A 19,658-nucleotide genomic window follows, 5' to 3' on the forward strand; every position below is an offset into this window, starting at 1 on the left:
GGAGAATAGTATGACAACATTGATAGAAATGAATCAAGTGACAAAAACCTATGGGGAAGGAAAGATGAAAGTCGTAGCCCTGCATGAGACGAATTTTCAGCTAAATGCGGGAGAGTTCGTAGCTATCGTTGGGCCTTCAGGTTCTGGAAAGACGACCTTTCTAACAACTCTAGGACAACTACAGGAAGCTTCGAGTGGAAAGATTCTAGTCAAAGGGAAGGAAACAGGCAGTTTGACGGAGAAGGAAAAAACAGATCTCCGTTTTAGAGAGTTTGGGTTCATTCTTCAGGCTTCAAACTTAATTCCTTTTCTAACGGTCAAGGAACAGCTGGATTTGATTGACAAACTGGATAAGGGAAAAAATAGTAAAAGTGATCGAAAAGAGCTGTTTGACTTGTTGGATTTGGAAAAAGTACAAGATCATTATCCCAAGGCTCTATCGGGTGGCGAACGTCAACGTGCGGCGATTGCTAGAGCACTTTATAACAATCCGAGCATCGTTCTTGCAGATGAGCCAACGGCCAGTCTGGATACCCAGCGTGCCTACCAAGTAACGGAAATGTTGGCTGCCATTGCGCACGAACAAGGTAGAGGAGTTGTTATGATTACGCATGATACTCGTCTTCTTGATAAGGTCGACCGTATCTATGTTATGAATGATGGTCACCTAGTTGAAGAAACACATGCATAAAATAGAGTGAATGGTACAAGTTACTGTTCACTTTTTGATTGGGAAAGATAGAAATAAGTTTAACTTTTTGTGAAACTCCCAGTATTCATAGCTGATTTTTGAGAAATGTGGTATAATTTTTCTTATGGAAAAGATTATCATTACAGCAACTGCTGAAAGTATTGAACAAGTTGAACAACTACTCGAAGCTGGCGTAGATCGTATCTATGTTGGTGAGAAAGATTTTGGCCTTCGTCTGCCAACAACCTTTAGCTATGAAGAGTTACGCACCATCGCTAAGTTGGTTCATGAAGCAGGCAAGGAATTGATTGTAGCGGTTAATGCCCTCATGCACCAAGATATGATGGATCGTATCAAGCCTTTCCTAGACTTCTTGGAAGAGATCAAGACAGACTATATTACTGTTGGGGATGCAGGTGTCTTTTACGTGGTAAACCGTGATGGCTATTCCTTTAAGACCATCTACGATGCTTCAACCATGGTGACAAGCAGTCGTCAGATTAACTTCTGGGGCCAAAAGGCAGGAGCCTCTGAAGCAGTCCTGGCGCATGAAATTCCATCTGCTGAACTCTTCAAGATGCCAGAGATTTTGGAAATTCCTGCTGAAGTTTTGGTTTATGGAGCTAGCGTCATCCATCATTCTAAGCGTCCGCTCTTACAAAACTACTATAACTTCACGCATATCGATGATGAAAAGACGCGTAAGCGTGACCTCTTCTTGGCAGAACCAAGTGATCCAGAGAGTCATTACTCGATTTTTGAGGACAATCATGGTACCCACATTTTTGCAAATAACGACCTTGATTTGATGACTAAATTGACAGAATTGGTAGAGCATGGTTTTACTCACTGGAAGCTAGAGGGGCTCTACACACCCGGTCAGAATTTTGTAGAAATTGCCAAACTCTTTGTCCAAGCACGCAGCTTGATTCAAGAGGGGAATTTCAGCCATGACCAAGCCTTCTTATTAGATGAGGAAGTGCGCAAGTTACACCCTAAAAACCGTTTCCTTGATACAGGATTTTATGACTACGATCCTGATATGGTTAAATAGAACCCCAAAACCCGAAATAAAAATGTTCGGGTTTTTTCAGTGCATTCATGAAATAAAAACGGATACATGTTATAATAAAAATAGCTCTTTAATGGAGGTGTTTAAGTGGAGAATCTGAAAAAGATGGCAGGTATCAAGGCTGCTGAGTTTGTCAAGGATGGCATGGTAGTTGGACTAGGAACCGGCTCTACTGCCTATTATTTCGTAGAGGAAGTAGGTCGTCGCATTAAGGAAGAAGGTTTGCAGATTACTGCTGTAACGACTTCCAGTGTGACCAGTAAACAGGCTGAAGGTCTTAACATCCCGCTCAAGTCGATTGACCAAGTAGACTTTGTCGATCTGACAGTCGATGGGGCGGATGAAGTAGATAGTCAGTTTAACGGGATCAAAGGCGGTGGTGGTGCCCTTCTGATGGAGAAGGTTGTCGCAACGCCCTCAAAAGAATATATTTGGGTGGTGGATGAAAGCAAACTGGTCGAGAAACTAGGTGCTTTTAAATTGCCAGTAGAAGTGGTTCAGTATGGCGCAGAACAGGTCTTTCGTAGGTTTGAGCGAGCTGGCTATAAACCAAGTTTCCGTGAAAAAGACGGCCAACATTTTGTGACCGATATGCAGAATTTTATCATTGACCTAGCCTTGGATGTCATTGAAAATCCAATTGCCTTCGGGCAAGAATTGGATCATGTCGTTGGTGTCGTAGAGCATGGCTTGTTCAACCAAATGGTGGATAAGGTCATCGTAGCGGGACGAGATGGGGTTCAGATTTTAACTTCAACAAAAGCAAAATAATCAAAATAATAAGGAGACAGATTATGTCAAAATTTAATCGAATTCACTTGGTGGTATTGGATTCTGTAGGAATCGGTGCTGCACCAGATGCCAATAACTTTGTCAATGCGGGGGTTCCAGACGGAGCTTCTGACACACTTGGACACATTTCCAAAACAGTTGGTTTGACTGTGCCAAACATGGCTAAAATCGGTCTAGGAAATATTCCTCGTGAAACTCCTCTTAAGACTGTACCAGCAGAAAGCAATCCAACAGGATATGCAACGAAATTAGAGGAAGTATCTCTTGGTAAGGATACTATGACTGGACACTGGGAAATCATGGGACTTAACATTACGGAGCCTTTCGATACTTTCTGGAACGGATTCCCAGAAGAAATCTTGACAAAAATCGAAGAATTTTCCGGACGCAAGGTCATTCGTGAAGCCAACAAACCTTACTCAGGAACAGCTGTTATCGATGATTTTGGACCACGTCAGATGGAAACTGGAGAGTTGATTATCTATACTTCAGCTGACCCTGTTTTGCAGATTGCTGCCCACGAAGATATCATTCCTTTAGATGAATTGTACCGTATTTGTGAATATGCTCGTTCGATTACCCTTGAACGTCCTGCCCTTCTAGGCCGTATCATTGCCCGTCCTTATGTTGGTGAACCCGGTAACTTCACTCGCACAGCTAACCGTCGTGACTTGGCTGTATCTCCATTTGCACCGACTGTTTTAGATAAATTGAACGAAGTAGGTATCGATACTTACGCTGTTGGTAAAATCAACGACATTTTTAACGGTGCGGGTATCAACCACGACATGGGTCACAACAAGTCAAACAGCCACGGAATTGATACATTATTGAAGACGATGGGACTTGCTGAGTTTGAAAAAGGATTCTCCTTCACAAACTTAGTTGACTTTGATGCCCTTTACGGCCACCGCCGCAATGCTCATGGTTACCGTGATTGCTTGCATGAGTTCGATGAGCGCTTGCCTGAAATTATCGCAGCCATGAGAGAGAACGACCTTCTCTTGATTACTGCGGACCATGGAAATGACCCAACCTATGCAGGAACTGACCATACTCGTGAATATATTCCACTTTTAGCTTATAGCCCTAGCTTTAAGGGAAATGGTGTCATTCCAGTTGGACATTTTGCAGATATCTCAGCGACTGTTGCGGATAACTTTGGTGTTGAAACTGCCATGATTGGGGAAAGTTTCTTAGATAAATTGGTATAAGATGACGCGATATGCTTTACTTGTTCGGGGCATTAATGTTGGTGGAAAAAATAAGGTTGTCATGGCGCAACTTCGTCAAGAACTGACAGAGTTGGGACTGGAAAAGGTTGAAACCTACATCAACAGTGGCAACATTTTCTTTACTTCTATAGTTCCCAAAGCCCGATTGGTTGAAAAGTTAGAGGTTTTCTTTGCAGTCCATTATCCATTTATTCAGATCTTTTCTTTGCTGAGTCAGGAAGATTATGAAGAAGAGCTGAAGAATCTGCCAGATTGGTGGACCAAAGATTTGGCACGAAAGGATGTCCTCTTTTACACGGAGGGCTTGGATGTGGATCAAGTCATAGCGACAGTTGATAGTTTAGAACTGAAAGATGAAGTGGTTCATTTTGGAAGACTTGGGATTTTCTGGGGGAAATTCTCTGAGGAATCCTACTATGCAACTGCCTATCATAAGTACTTGCTCAAGATGCCTTTTTATAGCAACATCACCATTCGCAATGCCAAAACCTTTGACAAAATCGGTCAAATGCTAAAAAATAATAAAGGAGATACAGAATGACATTTTTAGATAAGATCAAGGAAACAGCTGCTTTCTTGAAAGGCAAGGGAATCCAAGCTCCCGAGTTTGGTCTAATCCTTGGATCAGGTCTTGGAGAACTTGCAGAAGAAATCGAAAATCCAGTTGTAGTAGACTATGCAGATATCCCAAACTGGGGCCGTTCGACAGTAGTCGGTCACGCTGGTAAATTGGTATATGGTGAACTGGCAGGGCGCAAGGTCTTGGCTCTTCAAGGTCGTTTCCATTTTTACGAAGGAAATCCTCTGGATGTCGTGACTTTCCCAGTTCGTGTGATGAAAGTTCTCGGATGTGAAGGTGTCATTGTAACCAATGCTGCAGGAGGTATCAGCTATGGTCCTGGTACTTTGATGGCTATCTCAGACCATATCAACTTTACGGGTCAAAATCCGTTGATGGGTGAAAACTTGGATGATTTCGGTCCTCGTTTCCCTGATATGTCTAAAGCTTACACACCTGAATACCGTGCTGTAGCTCATCAAGTAGCTAAAAAACTTGGTATCAAGCTTGATGAAGGTGTCTATATCGGTGTAACTGGTCCAACTTATGAAACACCAGCAGAGATTCGTGCCTATAAGACCCTTGGAGCAGATGCAGTTGGTATGTCTACTGTTCCTGAAGTTATCGTGGCAGCCCACTCTGGCTTGAAAGTTCTAGGAATTTCATGTATTACTAACTTTGCGGCTGGTTTCCAAGAAGAACTCAACCACGAAGAAGTTGTGGAAGTGACTGAACGTGTCAAGGGTGATTTCAAAGGTTTGCTGAAAGCTATTCTTGCTGAATTGTAATGTCATGAGAGTTCACTTTATTTTACACGAGACCTTTGAAGTTCCAGGTGCTTATCTAAAATGGGCTCTGGCACGAGGGCATCACATTACATCAACAAAGGTTTATGAAAAAGAACCTCTTCCTGAAACAATTGACGGGATTGATTTTCTGATTGTTATGGGTGGTCCTCAATCACCTGATGAGGATAGAGAAAACTTCCCATACTATGACCCTAAGGCTGAGCTTGCTTTTATGAAAGAAGCAATTGCCGCAGATATCTATATCGTTGGTGTCTGTCTTGGTGCTCAGCTCTTGTCTGTTGCCTATGGTGCGAAGTATGAACATAGTCCAGAGCGCGAGATCGGCGTTTATCCTGTGACATTGACGATGGAAGGTCTAACAGATCCTCATGTAAGCTTGTTCGGAGAAACCTTAGAAACCGGCCACTGGCATGGTGATATGCCAGGGCTGACAGAGGATGCTGTTGTTCTTGCGGCGAGTCAAGGTTGTCCACGCCAAATTATTCGCTTTAGTCCGAAGCATTATGCATTTCAGGCCCATTTGGAATTTGATCCCGAAGCAGTAGAACTCTTAATTACTGCGGATGGTGGGGAGCAATTAAGAGAGCAAAGTGAAAAGTTGCCTTTTGTTCAAACACCAGAAGAATTACGTGGAAATCATTACTCCGAAATGAATGCAAAACTGTATGCATTTTTAGATTCATTGGTAAACTAGGAACTGCAGAAAGGCAGAGTATCTGAGTTATAGTCAAACTCGGGCTAACTATTCTGCGAAATATTTAAATTTAAAATCAAGAAAGAAAGGAATTGACCCCACCCTAAAAGCAGTGGGAAAAAGATAGTTGGTTTAGCGAGCATCATTCACTGCACCCAACTCTTATTTTCCTTTCGCTTTTTGACGGGTTTGGTATCTTTCTGACGATCAATCTTAGAATAAAGAAAGGTAGAGCGTGTGTTCTGCTCGCTCTTTGTATCATATATTATGTCTATCCATATTGCTGCTCAGCAGGGTGAAATTGCTGATAAAATTCTTCTTCCGGGGGATCCTCTTCGTGCTAAGTTTATTGCGGAGAATTTCCTTGAAGATGCTGTTTGTTTTAATGAAGTGCGTAACATGTTTGGCTACACTGGTACTTACAAGGGTCACCGTGTCTCTGTCATGGGAACTGGGATGGGGATGCCATCCATTTCGATCTATGCGCGTGAGTTGATTGTAGACTACGGAGTGAAGAAATTGATCCGTGTGGGAACTGCTGGCTCTTTGAATGAAGATGTCCACGTCCGTGAATTGGTTTTGGCGCAAGCAGCTGCAACCAACTCAAACATCATTCGCAACGACTGGCCACAGTATGATTTCCCACAAATCGCTAGTTTTGACTTGCTAGACAAGGCCTACCATATCGCCAAAGAACTTGGTATGACAACCCACGTTGGGAACGTCTTGTCATCAGATGTCTTTTACTCAAACTACTTTGAAAAGAACATCGAGCTTGGTAAATGGGGAGTCAAGGCTGTGGAAATGGAAGCAGCAGCTCTTTACTATCTTGCTGCCCAACACCACGTTGATGCACTTGCTATCATGACCATTTCTGATAGCTTGGTCAATCCAGATGAAGACACCACTGCAGAAGAACGCCAAAATACCTTCACGGATATGATGAAGGTCGGCTTGGAAACCTTGATTGCAGAGTAATCAGAGAATAGCTTTTCAATTACATTAGTTACAAGAACTGTTGTAAGTGATCTATTTTCAATATCTAAGCAATAATAAAGGAAGAGTTGAAAATCAGATTGCTGGAGCAATGGATTTTCAACTTTTTTAGAACCCAGCTTAAGGAGAAATGTGATGGATAAAATTGAACAATTACAAGATTTGATAGATCAAAGCCAACGGATTGTTTTCTTTGGAGGGGCAGGAGTGTCAACCGAGTCCAATATCCCAGATTTTCGTAGTTCAGATGGTGTTTATAGTCATCAGTTAGGCCGTCATTTTACGGCAGAGCAACTCGTTTCTCGGACCATGTTTGAGCGCTATCCAGAAGATTTTTTTGACTTTTATAAGAAATACCTGATTTATCCAGAAGCCAAGCCTAATGCTGCTCATACTTATCTAGCTGCTTTGGAAAAGACAGGTAAGCTAAAGGCTGTTGTGACACAAAATATCGATAGTCTTCATGAAATGGCTGGCTCCCAAAAGATCTTTAAATTGCATGGGAGTGCGGACCGGAATTACTGCCTAGGTTGTCAACGTTTCTATGACTTAACTGCTTTTCTTGCCCTCGAGGGACCGGTTCCCCACTGCTTAGACTGTGGCAAGGTGGTTAAGCCTGACGTGACCTTGTATGAAGAATCACTTGACATGGATGTTTTTAGCCAAGCTGCACAAGCTATTCGGCAAGCTGACTTGCTGATAATTGGTGGGACTTCCTTGGTTGTTTATCCTGCAGCTAGCCTAGTAAACTATTTTTCTGGGACAAATCTGGTCCTTATCAATAAAACCAGTATTCCACAAGACAGCCAAGCTACATTGGTCATTGAAGGTAAGATTGGGGAAGTCTTTTCGAAATTGAGACAATAAAAGAATTTTAGAAGATAGCAACAAAACCTTGTTACTTGAAAGAGAAAACTATCTCATTTATTGACCACTATCTCGCTCTTTGAGAGTTATTAAAAACTGGCTGAGAAAATCAAAACACCTTCACCGATATGATGAAGGTTGGTTTGGAAACCTTGATTGCAGAGTAAAATGTAAAAGAAAATCCTGAATTCACTTGAAATCAGGATTTTTTCATAGATGCGATTTTTTCTGGGTCTGGTGTAACGCGGAGGGTCTTTTGTCCTGTGTAGGTTACAAAACCGGGTTTGCCACCAGTTGGTTTGTTGAGTTTTTTCACTTCAATCATATCCACTTGCACGAGATTTGACAGGCGCCCTTTGGAGAAGTAGGCAGCTAACTCTGCTGCGTCTGTCTTGACTTCGTCAGAAGGATTGAGATTTCCTGAGATGACGACATGACTTCCAGGGATGTCCTTGGCATGGAACCAAAGTTCCTCCTTGCGGGCCATTTTAAAGGTCAATTCTTCGTTTTGAAGATTGTTTCGACCGACATAGATAATGGTTTTGCCATCGCTGGCCAGATACTGTTCTGGTTTTTTGCGTTTCTGAATTTTCTCGCGTTGGCGTCTTCTAATGAAGCCTGTTTGGATCAATTCTTCACGGATTTCAGCGATTTCTTCCAGTCCAGCTTGGTTGAGGACGGTTTCCACGCTTTCTAGATAGAGAATGGTTGCCTTGGTTTCTTCGATCAACTCAGTTAAGTATTTGACAGCTTCTTTGAGTTTCTGGTAACGTTTAAAATAGCGTTGAGCATTTTGGCTGGGAGTCAAGGCCTTATCCAGCGCAATGGTGATAGGTTGATTGGTGTAGTAGTTATCCAAGACTACCTGGTCTTGGTCATTCGGAACTTGGTGGAGGAAGGTTGTCAGCAATTCTCCTTTTTGGCGAAATTCCTCAGCATTGTCTGTCGCTAGTAACTCTTTTTCTTGTTTTTTCAGCTTATGTCGATTTTTCTGAAGTTCATTTTCAACACGACGAATCAGTTCACTGGCTTGCTGTTTGACGCGATCGCGCTCGGCCTTGTCTTTGTAGTAGGTATCCAGAAGATCAGAAAGACTGGCAAAAGGCTCTCCTATACGATTTGCAAAAGGAACTGGACTGAAAGAAGACTCTGTTAGGTAAGGCTTGGTTTCTTGTCCGAAAAAGTGACGGAAGGTAGAAAGCTTATCACTTACCAAAAGTCTTTCAAGTTCTGCCGCGGTATCCCGTCCTAGACCTTGAAAAAGACTTTGAAGATTTTTTGCCGTTAGTTCATTGGTTTGCAAGATTTCAAAGAGTTTTTCATCCTTGATAGTGAAAGGATTGAGAGACTCGGTACTTGGTGGAGCGATATAGCTTGAGCCTGGCAGTAAGGTGCGGTAGCTATTTTGTGAAAAGCCGACATGTTTGATGACTTCGAGAATTTTGTGGCTGCTCTTATCAACTAGGAGGATATTACTGTGTTTGCCCATGATCTCGATAATGAGAGTCGCCTGGATATGATCCCCAATCTCGTTTTTATTGGAAACAGTGATTTCTACGATACGGTCATTTTCGATTTGCTCGATGGACTCAATTACGGCGCCTTGTAAATACTTCCTCAAAACCATGATAAAAGTAGAAGGTTGGGCTGGATTTTCAAAAGTCGATTGGGTAAGTTGGATGCGTCCGAAAACAGGATGAGCAGAGAGGAGCAAGCGATGGCTTTGGCGATTGCTGCGGATTTGCAAGACCAACTCTTGTTCAAAAGGCTGATTGATTTTCTGAATGCGACCATTGAGCAACTCGTTTCGCAATTCCTCAACCATGTGGTGTAAAAAAAATCCGTCAAATGACATCGTTCTCTCCTTGTGATTGTATTCCATAGTATTATATCAAAAAGGTAGAATAAAATCATGGAAATGTGGTATAATAAAGCCAAGTAAAGAGAATCGAGAAGTACATGTATATTGAAATGGTAGATGAAACTGGTCAAGTTTCACAAGAAATCTTGCAACAAACCCAAGAAATTTTGGAATTTGCTGCCCAAAAAATAGGAAAAGAAGACAAGGAAATGGCAGTCACTTTTGTGACCAACGAGCGTAGTCACGAACTCAACCTCGAGTATCGTGACACCGATCGTCCGACGGATGTCATCAGCCTTGAGTATAAGCCAGAGTTGGATATTGCCTTTGACGAAGAGGATTTGCTTGAAAATCCTGAATTAGCAGAGATGATGTCCGAGTTTGATGCCTATATTGGGGAACTGTTCATCTCTATCGATAAAGCGCATGAGCAGGCTGAGGAATATGGCCACAGCTTTGAGCGTGAGATGGGCTTCTTGGCAGTACACGGCTTTTTACATATCAACGGCTACGATCACTACACTCCGGAAGAAGAAGCGGAGATGTTCGGTTTACAAGAAGAAATTTTGACAGCCTATGGACTCACAAGACAATAAACGAAAATGGAAAAATCGTGACCTGGTATCTAGTTTAGAATTTGCTTTGACAGGTATTTTTACCGCTATCAAGGACGAACGCAATATGCGCAAACATGCAGTGACGGCTCTGGTAGTCGTCCTTGCAGGTTTTGCTTTTCAGGTGTCACGGATCGAATGGCTCTTTCTCCTAATGAGCATTTTCTTGGTAGTAGCATTTGAAATTATTAACTCTGCTATTGAAAATGTGGTGGATCTAGCCAGTCACTATCACTTTTCTATGTTGGCAAAGAAAGCCAAGGACATGGCAGCAGGAGCCGTGCTTGTGGTCTCTCTTTTTGCTGCGGTGACAGGTGCACTTATCTTTCTCCCACGTATTTGGGATTTACTATTTTAAACAATAAGAGGAAAATATGACATTTAAATCAGGCTTTGTAGCCATTTTAGGACGTCCCAATGTTGGGAAGTCAACCTTTTTGAATCACGTTATGGGGCAAAAGATTGCTATCATGAGTGACAAGGCGCAAACAACGCGCAATAAAATAATGGGGATTTACACCACGGATAAGGAACAAATCGTCTTTATCGACACACCAGGAATTCACAAGCCTAAGACGGCTCTTGGAGATTTCATGGTGGAATCTGCCTACAGCACACTTCGTGAAGTGGATACCGTTCTTTTCATGGTGCCAGCTGACGAAGCGCGTGGTAAGGGTGATGATATGATTATCGAACGCCTGAAAGCTGCCAAGGTTCCTGTGATTCTGGTGGTGAATAAGATTGACAAGGTTCATCCTGATCAGCTCTTGGCTCAAATTGATGACTTCCGTAACCAAATGGACTTTAAGGAAATTGTTCCTATCTCAGCCCTTCAGGGAAATAACGTTTCTCGACTAATCGATATTTTGAGTGAAAATCTAGAGGAAGGTTTCCAGTATTTCCCAGCTGACCAAATTACAGATCATCCTGAGCGTTTCTTAGTTTCAGAAATGATTCGTGAGAAGGTTCTCCACTTGACTCGTGAAGAAATCCCTCACTCAGTCGCAGTAGTAGTTGACTCTATGAAGCGTGACGAAGAGACAGACAAGGTTCACATTCGCGCAACTATCATGGTCGAGCGCGATAGTCAAAAGGGTATTGTCATCGGAAAAGGTGGTGCTATGCTCAAGAAAATTGGGACCATGGCTCGTCGTGATATCGAACTTATGCTAGGGGACAAGGTTTTCCTAGAAACTTGGGTCAAGATCAAGAAAAACTGGCGTGATAAAAAGCTAGATTTGGCTGACTTTGGCTATAATGAGAAAGAATACTAAGTAGAGGTGGGCTCATGCCTGCTTCTTGTTTTTACAGAAGGAGGGACTATGCCTGAATTACCTGAGGTTGAAACGGTTCGTCGTGGCTTAGAAAAATTAATTTTAGGAAAAAAGATTTCTAATATAGAGATCGCTTATCCTAAGATGATCAAGACAGATTTGGACGAGTTTCAAAAGGAAGTGCCTGGTCAGATTGTTGAGTCAATGGGACGTCGTGGTAAATATTTGATTTTCTACCTGACAGACAAGGTCTTGATTTCTCATCTGCGGATGGAGGGCAAATATTTTTACTATCCGGCCCAAGTTCCTGAACGCAAGCATGCCCATGTTTTCTTCCAGTTTGAGGACGGTGGAACGCTTGTTTATGAGGATGTACGCAAGTTTGGTACGATGGAACTGCTGACACCCGACCTATTGGAAGCTTATTTTGTTTCTAAAAAACTAGGCCCCGAACCAAGCGAAGAAGACTTTGATTTGCAAGCTTTTCAAACTGCCCTAGCCAAGTCTAAAAAGCCTATCAAATCCCATCTCCTAGACCAGACCTTGGTAGCTGGCCTTGGCAATATCTATGTGGATGAGGTCCTCTGGCGAGCTCAGGTTCATCCAGCTAGACCTTCCCAAACTTTGACTGCAGAAGAAGCGTCAGCTATTCATGACCAGACCATTGCTGTTTTGGGACAGGCAGTCGAAAAGGGCGGCTCCACCATTCGGACCTATACCAATGCCTTTGGGGAAGACGGAACCATGCAGGACTTCCATCAGGTCTATGATAAGACTGGACAAGCATGTTCGCGCTGTGGGACAGTGATTGAGAAATTCCAGCTCGGTGGACGGGGAACTCATTTTTGTCCTCAGTGTCAAAGGAGGGACTGATGGGAAAAATCATCGGAATCACAGGAGGAATCGCCTCTGGTAAGTCAACTGTGACAAATTTTCTAAGGCAGAAAGGTTTTCAAGTAGTAGATGCCGACGCAGTTGTCCACCAACTACAAAAACCTGGCGGTCGTCTTTATCAGGTCTTAGTTCAGCATTTTGGACAGGAAATTCTCTTAAAAAATGGAGAACTCAATCGCCCTCTCGTAGCTAGTCTCATCTTTTCAAAAACTGAGGAGCGGGAATGGTCTAAGTCAACCCAAGGAGAGATTATTCGTGAGGAATTGGCTGCATTGCGAGATCGATTATCCCAGACAGAAGCGATTTTTTTCATGGATATTCCCCTGCTTTTTGAACAGGACTATGCCAACTGGTTTGATGAAACGTGGCTGGTCTATGTGGACTATGATATTCAATTAGAACGTTTCATGAAACGGGATCATCTTTCTAAGGAAGTAGCAGAGTCGCGTCTTTCCGCCCAGTGGTCTTTAGAAGAAAAGAAAAAACTAGCAAGTCATATATTAGATAACAATGGCAGTCGTGATCAGCTTGTGGGTCAAGTAGTGAAGTTACTTGAAGGAGGCGATAGCTGTGCAAGAGATTAGTTGGAAAGAGAATCTTCGTGTCGCCTGGTTTGGGAGTTTTTTAACTGGGGCTAGTATATCCTTAGTCGTCCCTTTTATGCCTATCTTTGTAGAGCAGTTGGGAATCGAAAGGAATCAAGTTGCTTTCTATGCTGGATTAGCCATCTCAATTTCGGCTGTTTCAGCAGCTTTGATTTCCCCGATCTGGGGTATCCTTGCTGACAAGTACGGTCGTAAACCCATGATGATTCGAGCAGGTCTTGCCATGACTATCACTATGGGAGGTTTAGCCTTCGTGCCAAATATCTATTGGCTACTCTTTCTGCGCTTGCTCAATGGTGTATTTACTGGTTTTGTCCCCAATGCAACAGCCTTGATTGCTAGTCAGGTACCTAAAGATAAGTCGGGAGCGGCTCTTGGAACTCTATCTACAGGTGTTGTTGCAGGAACACTGACGGGTCCCTTTGTTGGAGGCTTTATTGCTGAAATTTTTGGCATTCGTAATGTCTTTTTATTGGTAGGCGCTTTCTTATTTTTAGCTGCAATCCTAACCATTTTCTTTATCAAGGAAGATTTTCAGCCAGTTGCTAAGGAGAAGGCTATCCCAACGAAAGAATTATTTTCTTCTTTTAAGTATCCTAGGCTTTTAATAAACCTATTTTTAACCAGCTTTGTCATTCAATTTTCAGCTCAATCAATTGGTCCCATTCTAGCTCTCTATGTTCGGGACTTAGGGCAGACTGCAAATCTCCTCCTTGTATCTGGATTGATCGTATCCAGCATGGGATTTTCTAGCATGATGAGTGCTGGAGTTCTAGGAAAACTTGGCGATAAGGTAGGGAATCATAGATTGTTAGTTGTAGCGCAGATTTATTCTGTCATCATTTACCTTCTTTGTGCCCATGCGACTAGCCCACTTCAACTTGGCTTGTATCGTTTTCTCTTTGGTTTGGGAACGGGAGCTCTCATACCGGGAGTCAATGCCCTTCTCAGCAAAATGACTCCAAAGTCTGGAATTTCAAGAATTTTTGCCTTCAACCAAGTCTTTTTTTACCTCGGTGGAGTGATTGGACCCATGGCGGGATCCGCAGTTGCAGGATATTTGGGCTACCATGCTGTCTTTTATGCGACAGCAGCCTGTGTAACTTTCAGTTGTTTATGTAACATAGTGCAATTTAGATCATTATTAAAAGTAAAGGAAATCTAGTGCGAGTAAAAATCAATCTCAAGTGCTCCTCTTGCGGCAGCATGAATTATCTAACCAGTAAGAACTCCAAAACTCATCCTGACAAGATTGAGGTTTTAAAGTATTGTCCCAAGGAAAGAAAAGTAACCCTACATCTTGAATCTAAGTAGATTTTATGGTAAAATAATAGGGATTTTAAGGAGTTTGATATGTATAACCTATTGTTAACCATTTTATTAGTATTATCTGTTGTGATTGTGATTGCGATTTTCATGCAACCAACTAAGAACCAATCCAGCAATGTATTTGATGCCAGCTCAGGTGATTTGTTTGAACGTAGTAAGGCGCGTGGTTTTGAAGCTGTGATGCAACGTTTGACAGGTATTTTAGTCTTTTTCTGGCTAGCCATTGCCTTAGCATTGACGGTATTATCAAGTAGATAAGAAATGGGCGAGACTAGGTCTTAGCCTATTTTTATTTTCAATGACACTTATAAAGTTATCACTCAAAAAGAAATTATAAAAATCTAGAAAGAAAACATGAAAGATAAAATAAAAGAATATTTGCAAGAGAAGGGACGAGTGACGGTAAATGACCTAGCTCAGGCTCTCGGAAAGGATGGATCCAAGGATTTCCGTGAGTTGATTAAAACCCTGTCTCTGATGGAAAGAAAGCACCAGATTCGATTTGGAGAAGATGGAAGCCTCTCCTTGGACCAGAAGAAGAAACATGAAATCACCCTCAAAGGGATTTTTCATGCCCATAAAAACGGCTTTGGCTTTGTCAGTATAGAAGGCGAAGAGGACGACCTTTTTGTAGGAAAAAACGATGTCAACTATGCCATTGATGGTGATACCGTAGAGGTGGTCATCAAGAAAGTCGCTGACCGCAACAAGGGAACTGCTGCAGAAGCCAAAATTATTGATATCTTAGAACACAGCCTGACAACCGTTGTCGGGCAAATCGTTCTGGATCAGGAAAAGCCCAAGTATGCGGGCTACATTCGTTCAAAGAATCAGAAAATCAGCCAACCGATTTATGTGAAGAAACCGGCTATCAAGTTGGAAGGTACTGAAGTTCTCAAGGTCTTTATTGACAAATACCCAAGTAAGAAACATGATTTCTTTGTCGCTAGTGTGCTAGACGTGGTGGGGCACTCGACTGATGCTGGGATTGACGTTCTTGAAGTCTTGGAATCCATGGATATTGTTTCAGAATTTCCAGAAGCTGTTCTCAAGGAAGCAGAAAGTGTGCCAGAAGCTCCGTCTCAAAAGGATATGGAAGGTCGTCTGGACCTGAGAGATGAAATCACCTTTACCATTGACGGTGCGGATGCCAAGGACTTGGACGATGCGGTCCACATCAAGCCTTTAAAGAATGGCAATATCGAACTCGGAGTTCACATTGCAGATGTTTCCTACTATGTGACCGAGGGTTCTGCCCTTGACAAGGAAGCCCTTAACCGCGCGACTTCTGTCTACGTGACAGACCGTGTGGTGCCAATGCTTCCAGAGCGTTTGTCAAACGGCATTTGCTCGCTCAATCCTCAAGTAGATCGCTTGACCCAGTCTGCCATTATGGAAATTGATAAACATGGTCGTGTGGTTAATTACACTATTACCCAAACAGTTATCAAGACTAGCTTCCGTATGACCTATAGCGCTGTCAATGACATCCTAGCTGGCGATGAGGAAAAGAGGCAAGAGTTTAAGAAGATTGTTCCTAGTATCGAACTCATGGCCAAGCTTCATGAAAGGCTAGAAAGCATGCGTGAGAAACGTGGTGCCCTTAATTTTGATACCAGTGAAGCTAAGATCTTGGTGGATAAAAAAGGTAAGCCTGTGGATATCGTTCTTCGTCAGCGTGGTGTTGCTGAGCGGATGATCGAGTCCTTCATGTTGATTGCTAATGAAACAGTTGCCGAGCACTTTAGCAAGCTGGACCTACCTTTCATTTATCGAATCCACGAGGAGCCCAAGGCTGAAAAAGTTCAGAAGTTTATTGATTACGCTTCGAGCTTTGGTTTGCGGATTTATGGGACTGCCAGTGAGATTAGCCAGGAGGCGCTTCAAGACATCATGCGTGCTGTTGAGGGAGAACCCTATGCGGATGTATTGTCCATGATGCTTCTCCGATCCATGCAACAAGCTCGCTATTCAGAGCACAATCACGGTCACTATGGTCTTGCTGCTGATTATTACACTCACTTTACCAGTCCTATTCGCCGTTATCCAGACCTTCTAGTCCATCGAATGATTCGGGATTACGGCCGTTCTAAGGAAATAGCAGAGCATTTTGAACAAGTGATTCCAGAGATTGCAACCCAGTCTTCCAACCGTGAACGTCGTGCCATCGAGGCGGAGCGTGAAGTCGAAGCCATGAAAAAGGCTGAGTACATGGAAGAATACGTGGGCGAAGAGTATGATGCGGTTGTATCCAGCATCGTCAAATTCGGTCTCTTTGTTGAATTGCCAAATACAGTCGAGGGCTTGATTCACGTCACCAATTTACCAGAATTTTATCATTTCAATGAGCGAGATTTGACTCTCCGTGGGGAGAAATCAGGCATAACCTTCCGTGTAGGGCAACAGATTCGTATTCGAGTTGAAAGAGCGGATAAGATGACAGGTGAGATTGACTTCTCTTATATCCCAAGTGAGTTTGATGTCATCGAAAAAGGCTTGAAACAAGCTGGACGCAAAGACAGAGGTCGTAGTTCAAGTCGTCGTTCAGACAAGAAGGAAGACAAGAGAAAATCAGGGCGCTCGAATGATAAGCACAAGCATTCACAAAAAGACAAGAAGAAAAAAGGCAAGAAACCTTTTTACAAAGAAGTAGTTAAGAAAGGAGCCAAGCATGGCAAAGGGCGAGGGAAAGGTCGTCGCACAAAATAAAAAAGCGCACCACGACTATACAATCGTAGATACGCTAGAGGCAGGAATGGTCCTAACCGGAACTGAAATCAAGAGCGTTCGAGCAGCTCGAATCAATCTCAAGGACGGCTTTGCCCAAGTAAAAAATGGGGAAGTCTGGCTGAGCAATGTCCATATCGCCCCTTACGAAGAGGGCAATATCTGGAACCAGGAACCGGAACGACGTCGCAAACTTCTACTCCATAAGAAGCAAATTCAAAAATTGGAACAAGAGACCAAAGGGACAGGGATGACCCTTGTTCCCCTTAAGGTATATATCAAAGATGGCTATGCTAAACTCCTTTTAGGACTTGCCAAAGGGAAACATGACTATGACAAACGCGAATCCATCAAGCGTCGTGAACAAAACCGCGACATCGCGCGTGTCATGAAAGCTGTCAACCAGCGTTAAGAAGAGGAAGTAAAATGGAAAAATTAATTGCCTATAAACGGATGCCCTTATGGGATAAACAGACCATGCCAGAAATTGTCCAGCAGAAACACAACACCAAGGTCGGGACTTGGGGAAAAATCACTGTCTTGAAGGGGGACCTCAAGTTTATTGAGTTGACTGAAGATGGTGAGGTTCTAGCTGAGCACCTCTTTGAGGCAGGAGCTGACAATCCCATGGCACAACCGCAAGCCTGGCACCGAGTAGAGGCTGCAACAGACGATGTAGAGTGGTACTTGGAATTTTATTGTAAACCTGAGGATTATTTCCCTAAGAAATACAATACTAATCCAGTCCATTCAGAGGTCTTAGAAGCTATGCAGACAGTGAAACCGGGGAAAGCCTTGGATTTGGGTTGTGGTCAAGGGCGTAACTCTCTCTTTCTTGCACAGAATGGTTTTGATGTGACAGCTGTGGATCAAAATGAATTATCCCTTGAAATCTTGCAAAGCATTGTGGAACAAGAGGATCTAGACATGCCTGTAGGACTATATGATATCAATTCAGCTAGCATTGGGCAAGTCTATGATTTTATCGTTTCAACAGTTGTTCTGATGTTCCTACAAGCAGACCGTATTCCAGCTATTATCCAAAATATGCAGGAGCACACCACGATCGGTGGCTATAACCTTATCGTCTGTGCCATGGATACGGAGGATTATCCTTGCTCAGTCAACTTCCCATTCACATTTAAAGAAGGGGAGTTAGCGGATTACTACAAGGATTGGGAATTGGTTAAGTACAATGAAAATCCAGGACATCTGCACCGTCGTGATGAAAATGGCAATCGTATTCAACTACGCTTTGCGACTATGTTAGCTAAAAAAATCAAGTAAATCAAACATATACAAGCGAATAGTAACCGATTTGCAAGGTTTCTATTCGTTTTTGTTTGCGTTGGTTGATTGGGGCAAGCAGAATTTTATGCTATACTAGAAGTAGGAAATCTGAGCAGTAGAACTGTGTTGCTGATACTCTCAGCACAAAAAGTGTTTATGATGGAGGTGGTCGAATGACGAGTCTTTTGGTGGAATTGTATGATCGGCATGTATTGGAAAAGAATGTCTACCAAGCCTTTATCAGTGATTGTGACGAGATTCTTTTTCTATCTTTGACGAAAATAAGCAATGAAGAGAAACTCTCTCTCCGTCAGTTCATCGTGGAAGAGGTGCCTCATATCCAACGAGTGACCTTTCGTCAGTTATCCTTAGAACAACTAGCAGTTCAGTTAGATTATTGTCTAGCAGGCTATGACCAGGTTCTTCTTGATGTTTTTGGTGGGGATTCGCTACTAGCCTTATCTCTCTATCAATACGGCTTGGATCGGGACCTCCCCATCGTTGCCATGGATATCGAGCGGGGAAAACAATACAAGTGGGTAGCTGGCCAGCTGGAAAAAGAAGATATGGACATTCCAACCCTAAGCATCCAACAGTTGATAGCCTTGCGTGGTGGAAAAATGCTCAAATCAAAATGCCCTATCCACTCAGCTCAGCAAATTGCGGCCATTAAAAAACTAGCCAGCTCGGCTATTTCCAATCCCGCCCACTGGTATCAAGTAACCCAATTTTTCTCTCTAGCTAAGACCAATGACCTGCATGCTGAAACCGAAAAGATACTGGAAAACAACGGCAAGTATTACCTCTATCCAGAATCCCTTATCCCCTTACTAGTAGAAGCGGGGATGATTCGTATTGAAAGCGTGGACAAGGATCGAGTAAGATACAGCTTTCCAAGTCAAGAAGCCCAAGTCTTTTGTCGCAACAAAGGGCACATTTTAGAGTTGTATCTCTATCTCTTGGCGCTCGAATCTCAGCTGTTTGATGAATGCATGATAGGTGGTGAGATTGATTGGAATGGCATCTTTCCAGAGGCAGACAATGTCCAAAATGAGATTGATATCATTCTGAAAAAGGGGCGATCGATTACCTTTATCTCCTGCAAAATGACAGATTTATCAGTTGAAGCCATCAATGAGCTTGAAGTCTATGCCAATCATTTTGCTGGGGAGAGTTGCCTCAAGTTAATTGTTTGTACGGGAAAAATCAATCCCGTTTATGCTAATCGTTGTCAGGAATACGGTGTGCTGGTCATTAGAAGTGAGCAGATTCCCAATCTCATTCCCATGCTAAAAAAATACTCTAAGAGACAAAAAAGATAAGAAATAATATCATGAAAGACTGGGATT

Annotated in this window: 22 protein-coding genes; 21 read left to right on the top strand and 1 reads right to left on the bottom strand. The window is 42.8% G+C overall.

The window, feature by feature from the left end:
* The first annotated feature begins 10 nt into the window (after window positions 1–10).
* The 9 genes from M1F74_RS02315 (at window position 11) to M1F74_RS02355 (ending at window position 7,715) form a co-directional block, all read left to right on the top strand.
* The gene (locus M1F74_RS02315) at window positions 11–691 is read left to right on the top strand and encodes an ABC transporter ATP-binding protein (RefSeq protein ID WP_247946177.1); all 681 of its coding nucleotides are present in this window, start codon (window positions 11–13) and stop codon (window positions 689–691) included.
* Window positions 692–815: 124 nt separating this feature from the next.
* Entirely contained in the window at window positions 816–1,745 is a 930-nt protein-coding gene (locus M1F74_RS02320; RefSeq protein ID WP_247946178.1) for a peptidase U32 family protein, read from the top strand.
* Between the two features lie 105 nt (window positions 1,746–1,850).
* Window positions 1,851–2,534 (top strand): ribose-5-phosphate isomerase RpiA, encoded by a 684-nt coding sequence (gene rpiA / locus M1F74_RS02325; protein ID WP_247946179.1) that lies wholly within the window; start codon window positions 1,851–1,853, stop codon window positions 2,532–2,534.
* 23 nt (window positions 2,535–2,557) lie between these two features.
* On the top strand, window positions 2,558–3,769 hold the full coding sequence (locus M1F74_RS02330) for a phosphopentomutase (protein ID WP_247946180.1): 1,212 nt from the start codon (window positions 2,558–2,560) through the stop codon (window positions 3,767–3,769).
* A 1-nt stretch (window position 3,770) separates the two neighbouring features.
* Window positions 3,771–4,331, top strand: coding sequence for a DUF1697 domain-containing protein (locus M1F74_RS02335; protein ID WP_247946181.1), 561 nt, complete (start codon window positions 3,771–3,773; stop codon window positions 4,329–4,331).
* Window positions 4,328–5,137 (top strand): purine-nucleoside phosphorylase, encoded by an 810-nt coding sequence (locus M1F74_RS02340; RefSeq protein WP_247946182.1) that lies wholly within the window; start codon window positions 4,328–4,330, stop codon window positions 5,135–5,137. The genes M1F74_RS02335 and M1F74_RS02340 overlap by 4 nt, the downstream gene beginning before the upstream one ends.
* 4 nt (window positions 5,138–5,141) lie before the next feature.
* Entirely contained in the window at window positions 5,142–5,852 is a 711-nt protein-coding gene (locus M1F74_RS02345; protein WP_247946183.1) for a type 1 glutamine amidotransferase, read from the top strand.
* 267 nt (window positions 5,853–6,119) lie between these two features.
* Window positions 6,120–6,830, top strand: coding sequence for a purine-nucleoside phosphorylase (gene deoD / locus M1F74_RS02350; protein WP_000022091.1), 711 nt, complete (start codon window positions 6,120–6,122; stop codon window positions 6,828–6,830).
* Between the two features lie 153 nt (window positions 6,831–6,983).
* On the top strand, window positions 6,984–7,715 hold the full coding sequence (locus M1F74_RS02355) for an NAD-dependent protein deacylase (RefSeq protein ID WP_084854065.1): 732 nt from the start codon (window positions 6,984–6,986) through the stop codon (window positions 7,713–7,715).
* 199 nt (window positions 7,716–7,914) lie between these two features.
* Here M1F74_RS02355 and pavA read toward each other — a convergent pair whose 3' ends face one another.
* The gene (gene pavA, locus M1F74_RS02360; protein ID WP_247946184.1) at window positions 7,915–9,570 is read right to left on the bottom strand and encodes an Rqc2 family fibronectin-binding protein PavA; all 1,656 of its coding nucleotides are present in this window, start codon (window positions 9,568–9,570) and stop codon (window positions 7,915–7,917) included.
* A gap of 104 nt (window positions 9,571–9,674) precedes the next feature.
* On the opposite strand from pavA, the gene ybeY reads away from it, so the two are divergent.
* The 12 genes from ybeY to M1F74_RS02420 all read left to right on the top strand — a co-directional run bounded on the left by ybeY (window position 9,675) and on the right by M1F74_RS02420 (window position 19,631).
* On the top strand, window positions 9,675–10,172 hold the full coding sequence (gene ybeY / locus M1F74_RS02365) for an rRNA maturation RNase YbeY (RefSeq protein ID WP_000275169.1): 498 nt from the start codon (window positions 9,675–9,677) through the stop codon (window positions 10,170–10,172).
* Window positions 10,153–10,548 carry a diacylglycerol kinase family protein gene (locus M1F74_RS02370; RefSeq protein ID WP_247946185.1) on the top strand — a complete coding sequence of 132 codons (396 nt, stop codon included), beginning with the start codon at window positions 10,153–10,155 and terminating at the stop codon, window positions 10,546–10,548. The genes ybeY and M1F74_RS02370 overlap by 20 nt, the downstream gene beginning before the upstream one ends.
* Window positions 10,549–10,564: 16 nt before the next feature.
* A complete protein-coding gene (gene era / locus M1F74_RS02375) occupies window positions 10,565–11,464 on the top strand; it encodes a GTPase Era (RefSeq protein ID WP_247946186.1) in 900 nt (299 codons plus the stop codon).
* A gap of 48 nt (window positions 11,465–11,512) precedes the next feature.
* Window positions 11,513–12,337: a DNA-formamidopyrimidine glycosylase gene (gene mutM, locus M1F74_RS02380; protein WP_247946187.1), complete on the top strand. Its 825-nt coding sequence runs from the start codon at window positions 11,513–11,515 to the stop codon at window positions 12,335–12,337.
* Window positions 12,337–12,942: a dephospho-CoA kinase gene (gene coaE, locus M1F74_RS02385; RefSeq protein ID WP_000516186.1), complete on the top strand. Its 606-nt coding sequence runs from the start codon at window positions 12,337–12,339 to the stop codon at window positions 12,940–12,942. Before mutM ends, coaE begins: the two co-directional genes overlap by 1 nt.
* Entirely contained in the window at window positions 12,929–14,128 is a 1,200-nt protein-coding gene (locus M1F74_RS02390) for a multidrug efflux MFS transporter (protein ID WP_247946188.1), read from the top strand. Before coaE ends, M1F74_RS02390 begins: the two co-directional genes overlap by 14 nt.
* Window positions 14,128–14,277, top strand: coding sequence for a 50S ribosomal protein L33 (gene rpmG / locus M1F74_RS02395; protein WP_007519517.1), 150 nt, complete (start codon window positions 14,128–14,130; stop codon window positions 14,275–14,277). The genes M1F74_RS02390 and rpmG overlap by 1 nt, the downstream gene beginning before the upstream one ends.
* Before the next feature lie 39 nt (window positions 14,278–14,316).
* On the top strand, window positions 14,317–14,550 hold the full coding sequence (secG, locus tag M1F74_RS02400) for a preprotein translocase subunit SecG (RefSeq protein WP_000282517.1): 234 nt from the start codon (window positions 14,317–14,319) through the stop codon (window positions 14,548–14,550).
* A 96-nt stretch (window positions 14,551–14,646) separates the two neighbouring features.
* Window positions 14,647–17,001 (top strand): ribonuclease R, encoded by a 2,355-nt coding sequence (rnr, locus tag M1F74_RS02405; RefSeq protein ID WP_247946189.1) that lies wholly within the window; start codon window positions 14,647–14,649, stop codon window positions 16,999–17,001.
* Entirely contained in the window at window positions 16,964–17,431 is a 468-nt protein-coding gene (smpB, locus tag M1F74_RS02410) for an SsrA-binding protein SmpB (protein WP_001051742.1), read from the top strand. The genes rnr and smpB overlap by 38 nt, the downstream gene beginning before the upstream one ends.
* 14 nt (window positions 17,432–17,445) lie before the next feature.
* Window positions 17,446–18,306 carry an SAM-dependent methyltransferase TehB gene (tehB, locus tag M1F74_RS02415; RefSeq protein WP_247946190.1) on the top strand — a complete coding sequence of 287 codons (861 nt, stop codon included), beginning with the start codon at window positions 17,446–17,448 and terminating at the stop codon, window positions 18,304–18,306.
* A gap of 176 nt (window positions 18,307–18,482) precedes the next feature.
* Entirely contained in the window at window positions 18,483–19,631 is a 1,149-nt protein-coding gene (locus tag M1F74_RS02420; protein WP_247946191.1) for a hypothetical protein, read from the top strand.
* Window positions 19,632–19,658: the final 27 nt, after the last annotated feature.

Source organism: Streptococcus oralis (genome assembly GCF_023109315.1).
In the GTDB taxonomy this organism is placed as follows: Bacteria; Bacillota; Bacilli; order Lactobacillales; family Streptococcaceae; genus Streptococcus; species Streptococcus oralis_BS.

Excerpts from the sequence above, each read along its gene's own strand:
- M1F74_RS02315 (WP_247946177.1), top strand. The coding sequence starts at position 11 with ATGACAACATTGATAGAAATGAATCAAGTGACAAAAACCTATGGGGAA.
- M1F74_RS02320 (WP_247946178.1), top strand. The coding sequence starts at position 816 with ATGGAAAAGATTATCATTACAGCAACTGCTGAAAGTATTGAACAAGTT.
- M1F74_RS02330 (WP_247946180.1), top strand. The coding sequence starts at position 2,558 with ATGTCAAAATTTAATCGAATTCACTTGGTGGTATTGGATTCTGTAGGA.
- M1F74_RS02335 (WP_247946181.1), top strand. The coding sequence starts at position 3,771 with ATGACGCGATATGCTTTACTTGTTCGGGGCATTAATGTTGGTGGAAAA.
- M1F74_RS02340 (WP_247946182.1), top strand. The coding sequence starts at position 4,328 with ATGACATTTTTAGATAAGATCAAGGAAACAGCTGCTTTCTTGAAAGGC.
- M1F74_RS02345 (WP_247946183.1), top strand. The coding sequence starts at position 5,142 with ATGAGAGTTCACTTTATTTTACACGAGACCTTTGAAGTTCCAGGTGCT.
- deoD (WP_000022091.1), top strand. The coding sequence starts at position 6,120 with ATGTCTATCCATATTGCTGCTCAGCAGGGTGAAATTGCTGATAAAATT.
- M1F74_RS02355 (WP_084854065.1), top strand. The coding sequence starts at position 6,984 with ATGGATAAAATTGAACAATTACAAGATTTGATAGATCAAAGCCAACGG.
- pavA (WP_247946184.1), bottom strand. The coding sequence starts at position 9,570 with ATGTCATTTGACGGATTTTTTTTACACCACATGGTTGAGGAATTGCGA.
- ybeY (WP_000275169.1), top strand. The coding sequence starts at position 9,675 with ATGTATATTGAAATGGTAGATGAAACTGGTCAAGTTTCACAAGAAATC.
- M1F74_RS02370 (WP_247946185.1), top strand. The coding sequence starts at position 10,153 with ATGGACTCACAAGACAATAAACGAAAATGGAAAAATCGTGACCTGGTA.
- era (WP_247946186.1), top strand. The coding sequence starts at position 10,565 with ATGACATTTAAATCAGGCTTTGTAGCCATTTTAGGACGTCCCAATGTT.
- mutM (WP_247946187.1), top strand. The coding sequence starts at position 11,513 with ATGCCTGAATTACCTGAGGTTGAAACGGTTCGTCGTGGCTTAGAAAAA.
- coaE (WP_000516186.1), top strand. The coding sequence starts at position 12,337 with ATGGGAAAAATCATCGGAATCACAGGAGGAATCGCCTCTGGTAAGTCA.
- secG (WP_000282517.1), top strand. The coding sequence starts at position 14,317 with ATGTATAACCTATTGTTAACCATTTTATTAGTATTATCTGTTGTGATT.
- rnr (WP_247946189.1), top strand. The coding sequence starts at position 14,647 with ATGAAAGATAAAATAAAAGAATATTTGCAAGAGAAGGGACGAGTGACG.
- smpB (WP_001051742.1), top strand. The coding sequence starts at position 16,964 with ATGGCAAAGGGCGAGGGAAAGGTCGTCGCACAAAATAAAAAAGCGCAC.
- tehB (WP_247946190.1), top strand. The coding sequence starts at position 17,446 with ATGGAAAAATTAATTGCCTATAAACGGATGCCCTTATGGGATAAACAG.
- M1F74_RS02420 (WP_247946191.1), top strand. The coding sequence starts at position 18,483 with ATGACGAGTCTTTTGGTGGAATTGTATGATCGGCATGTATTGGAAAAG.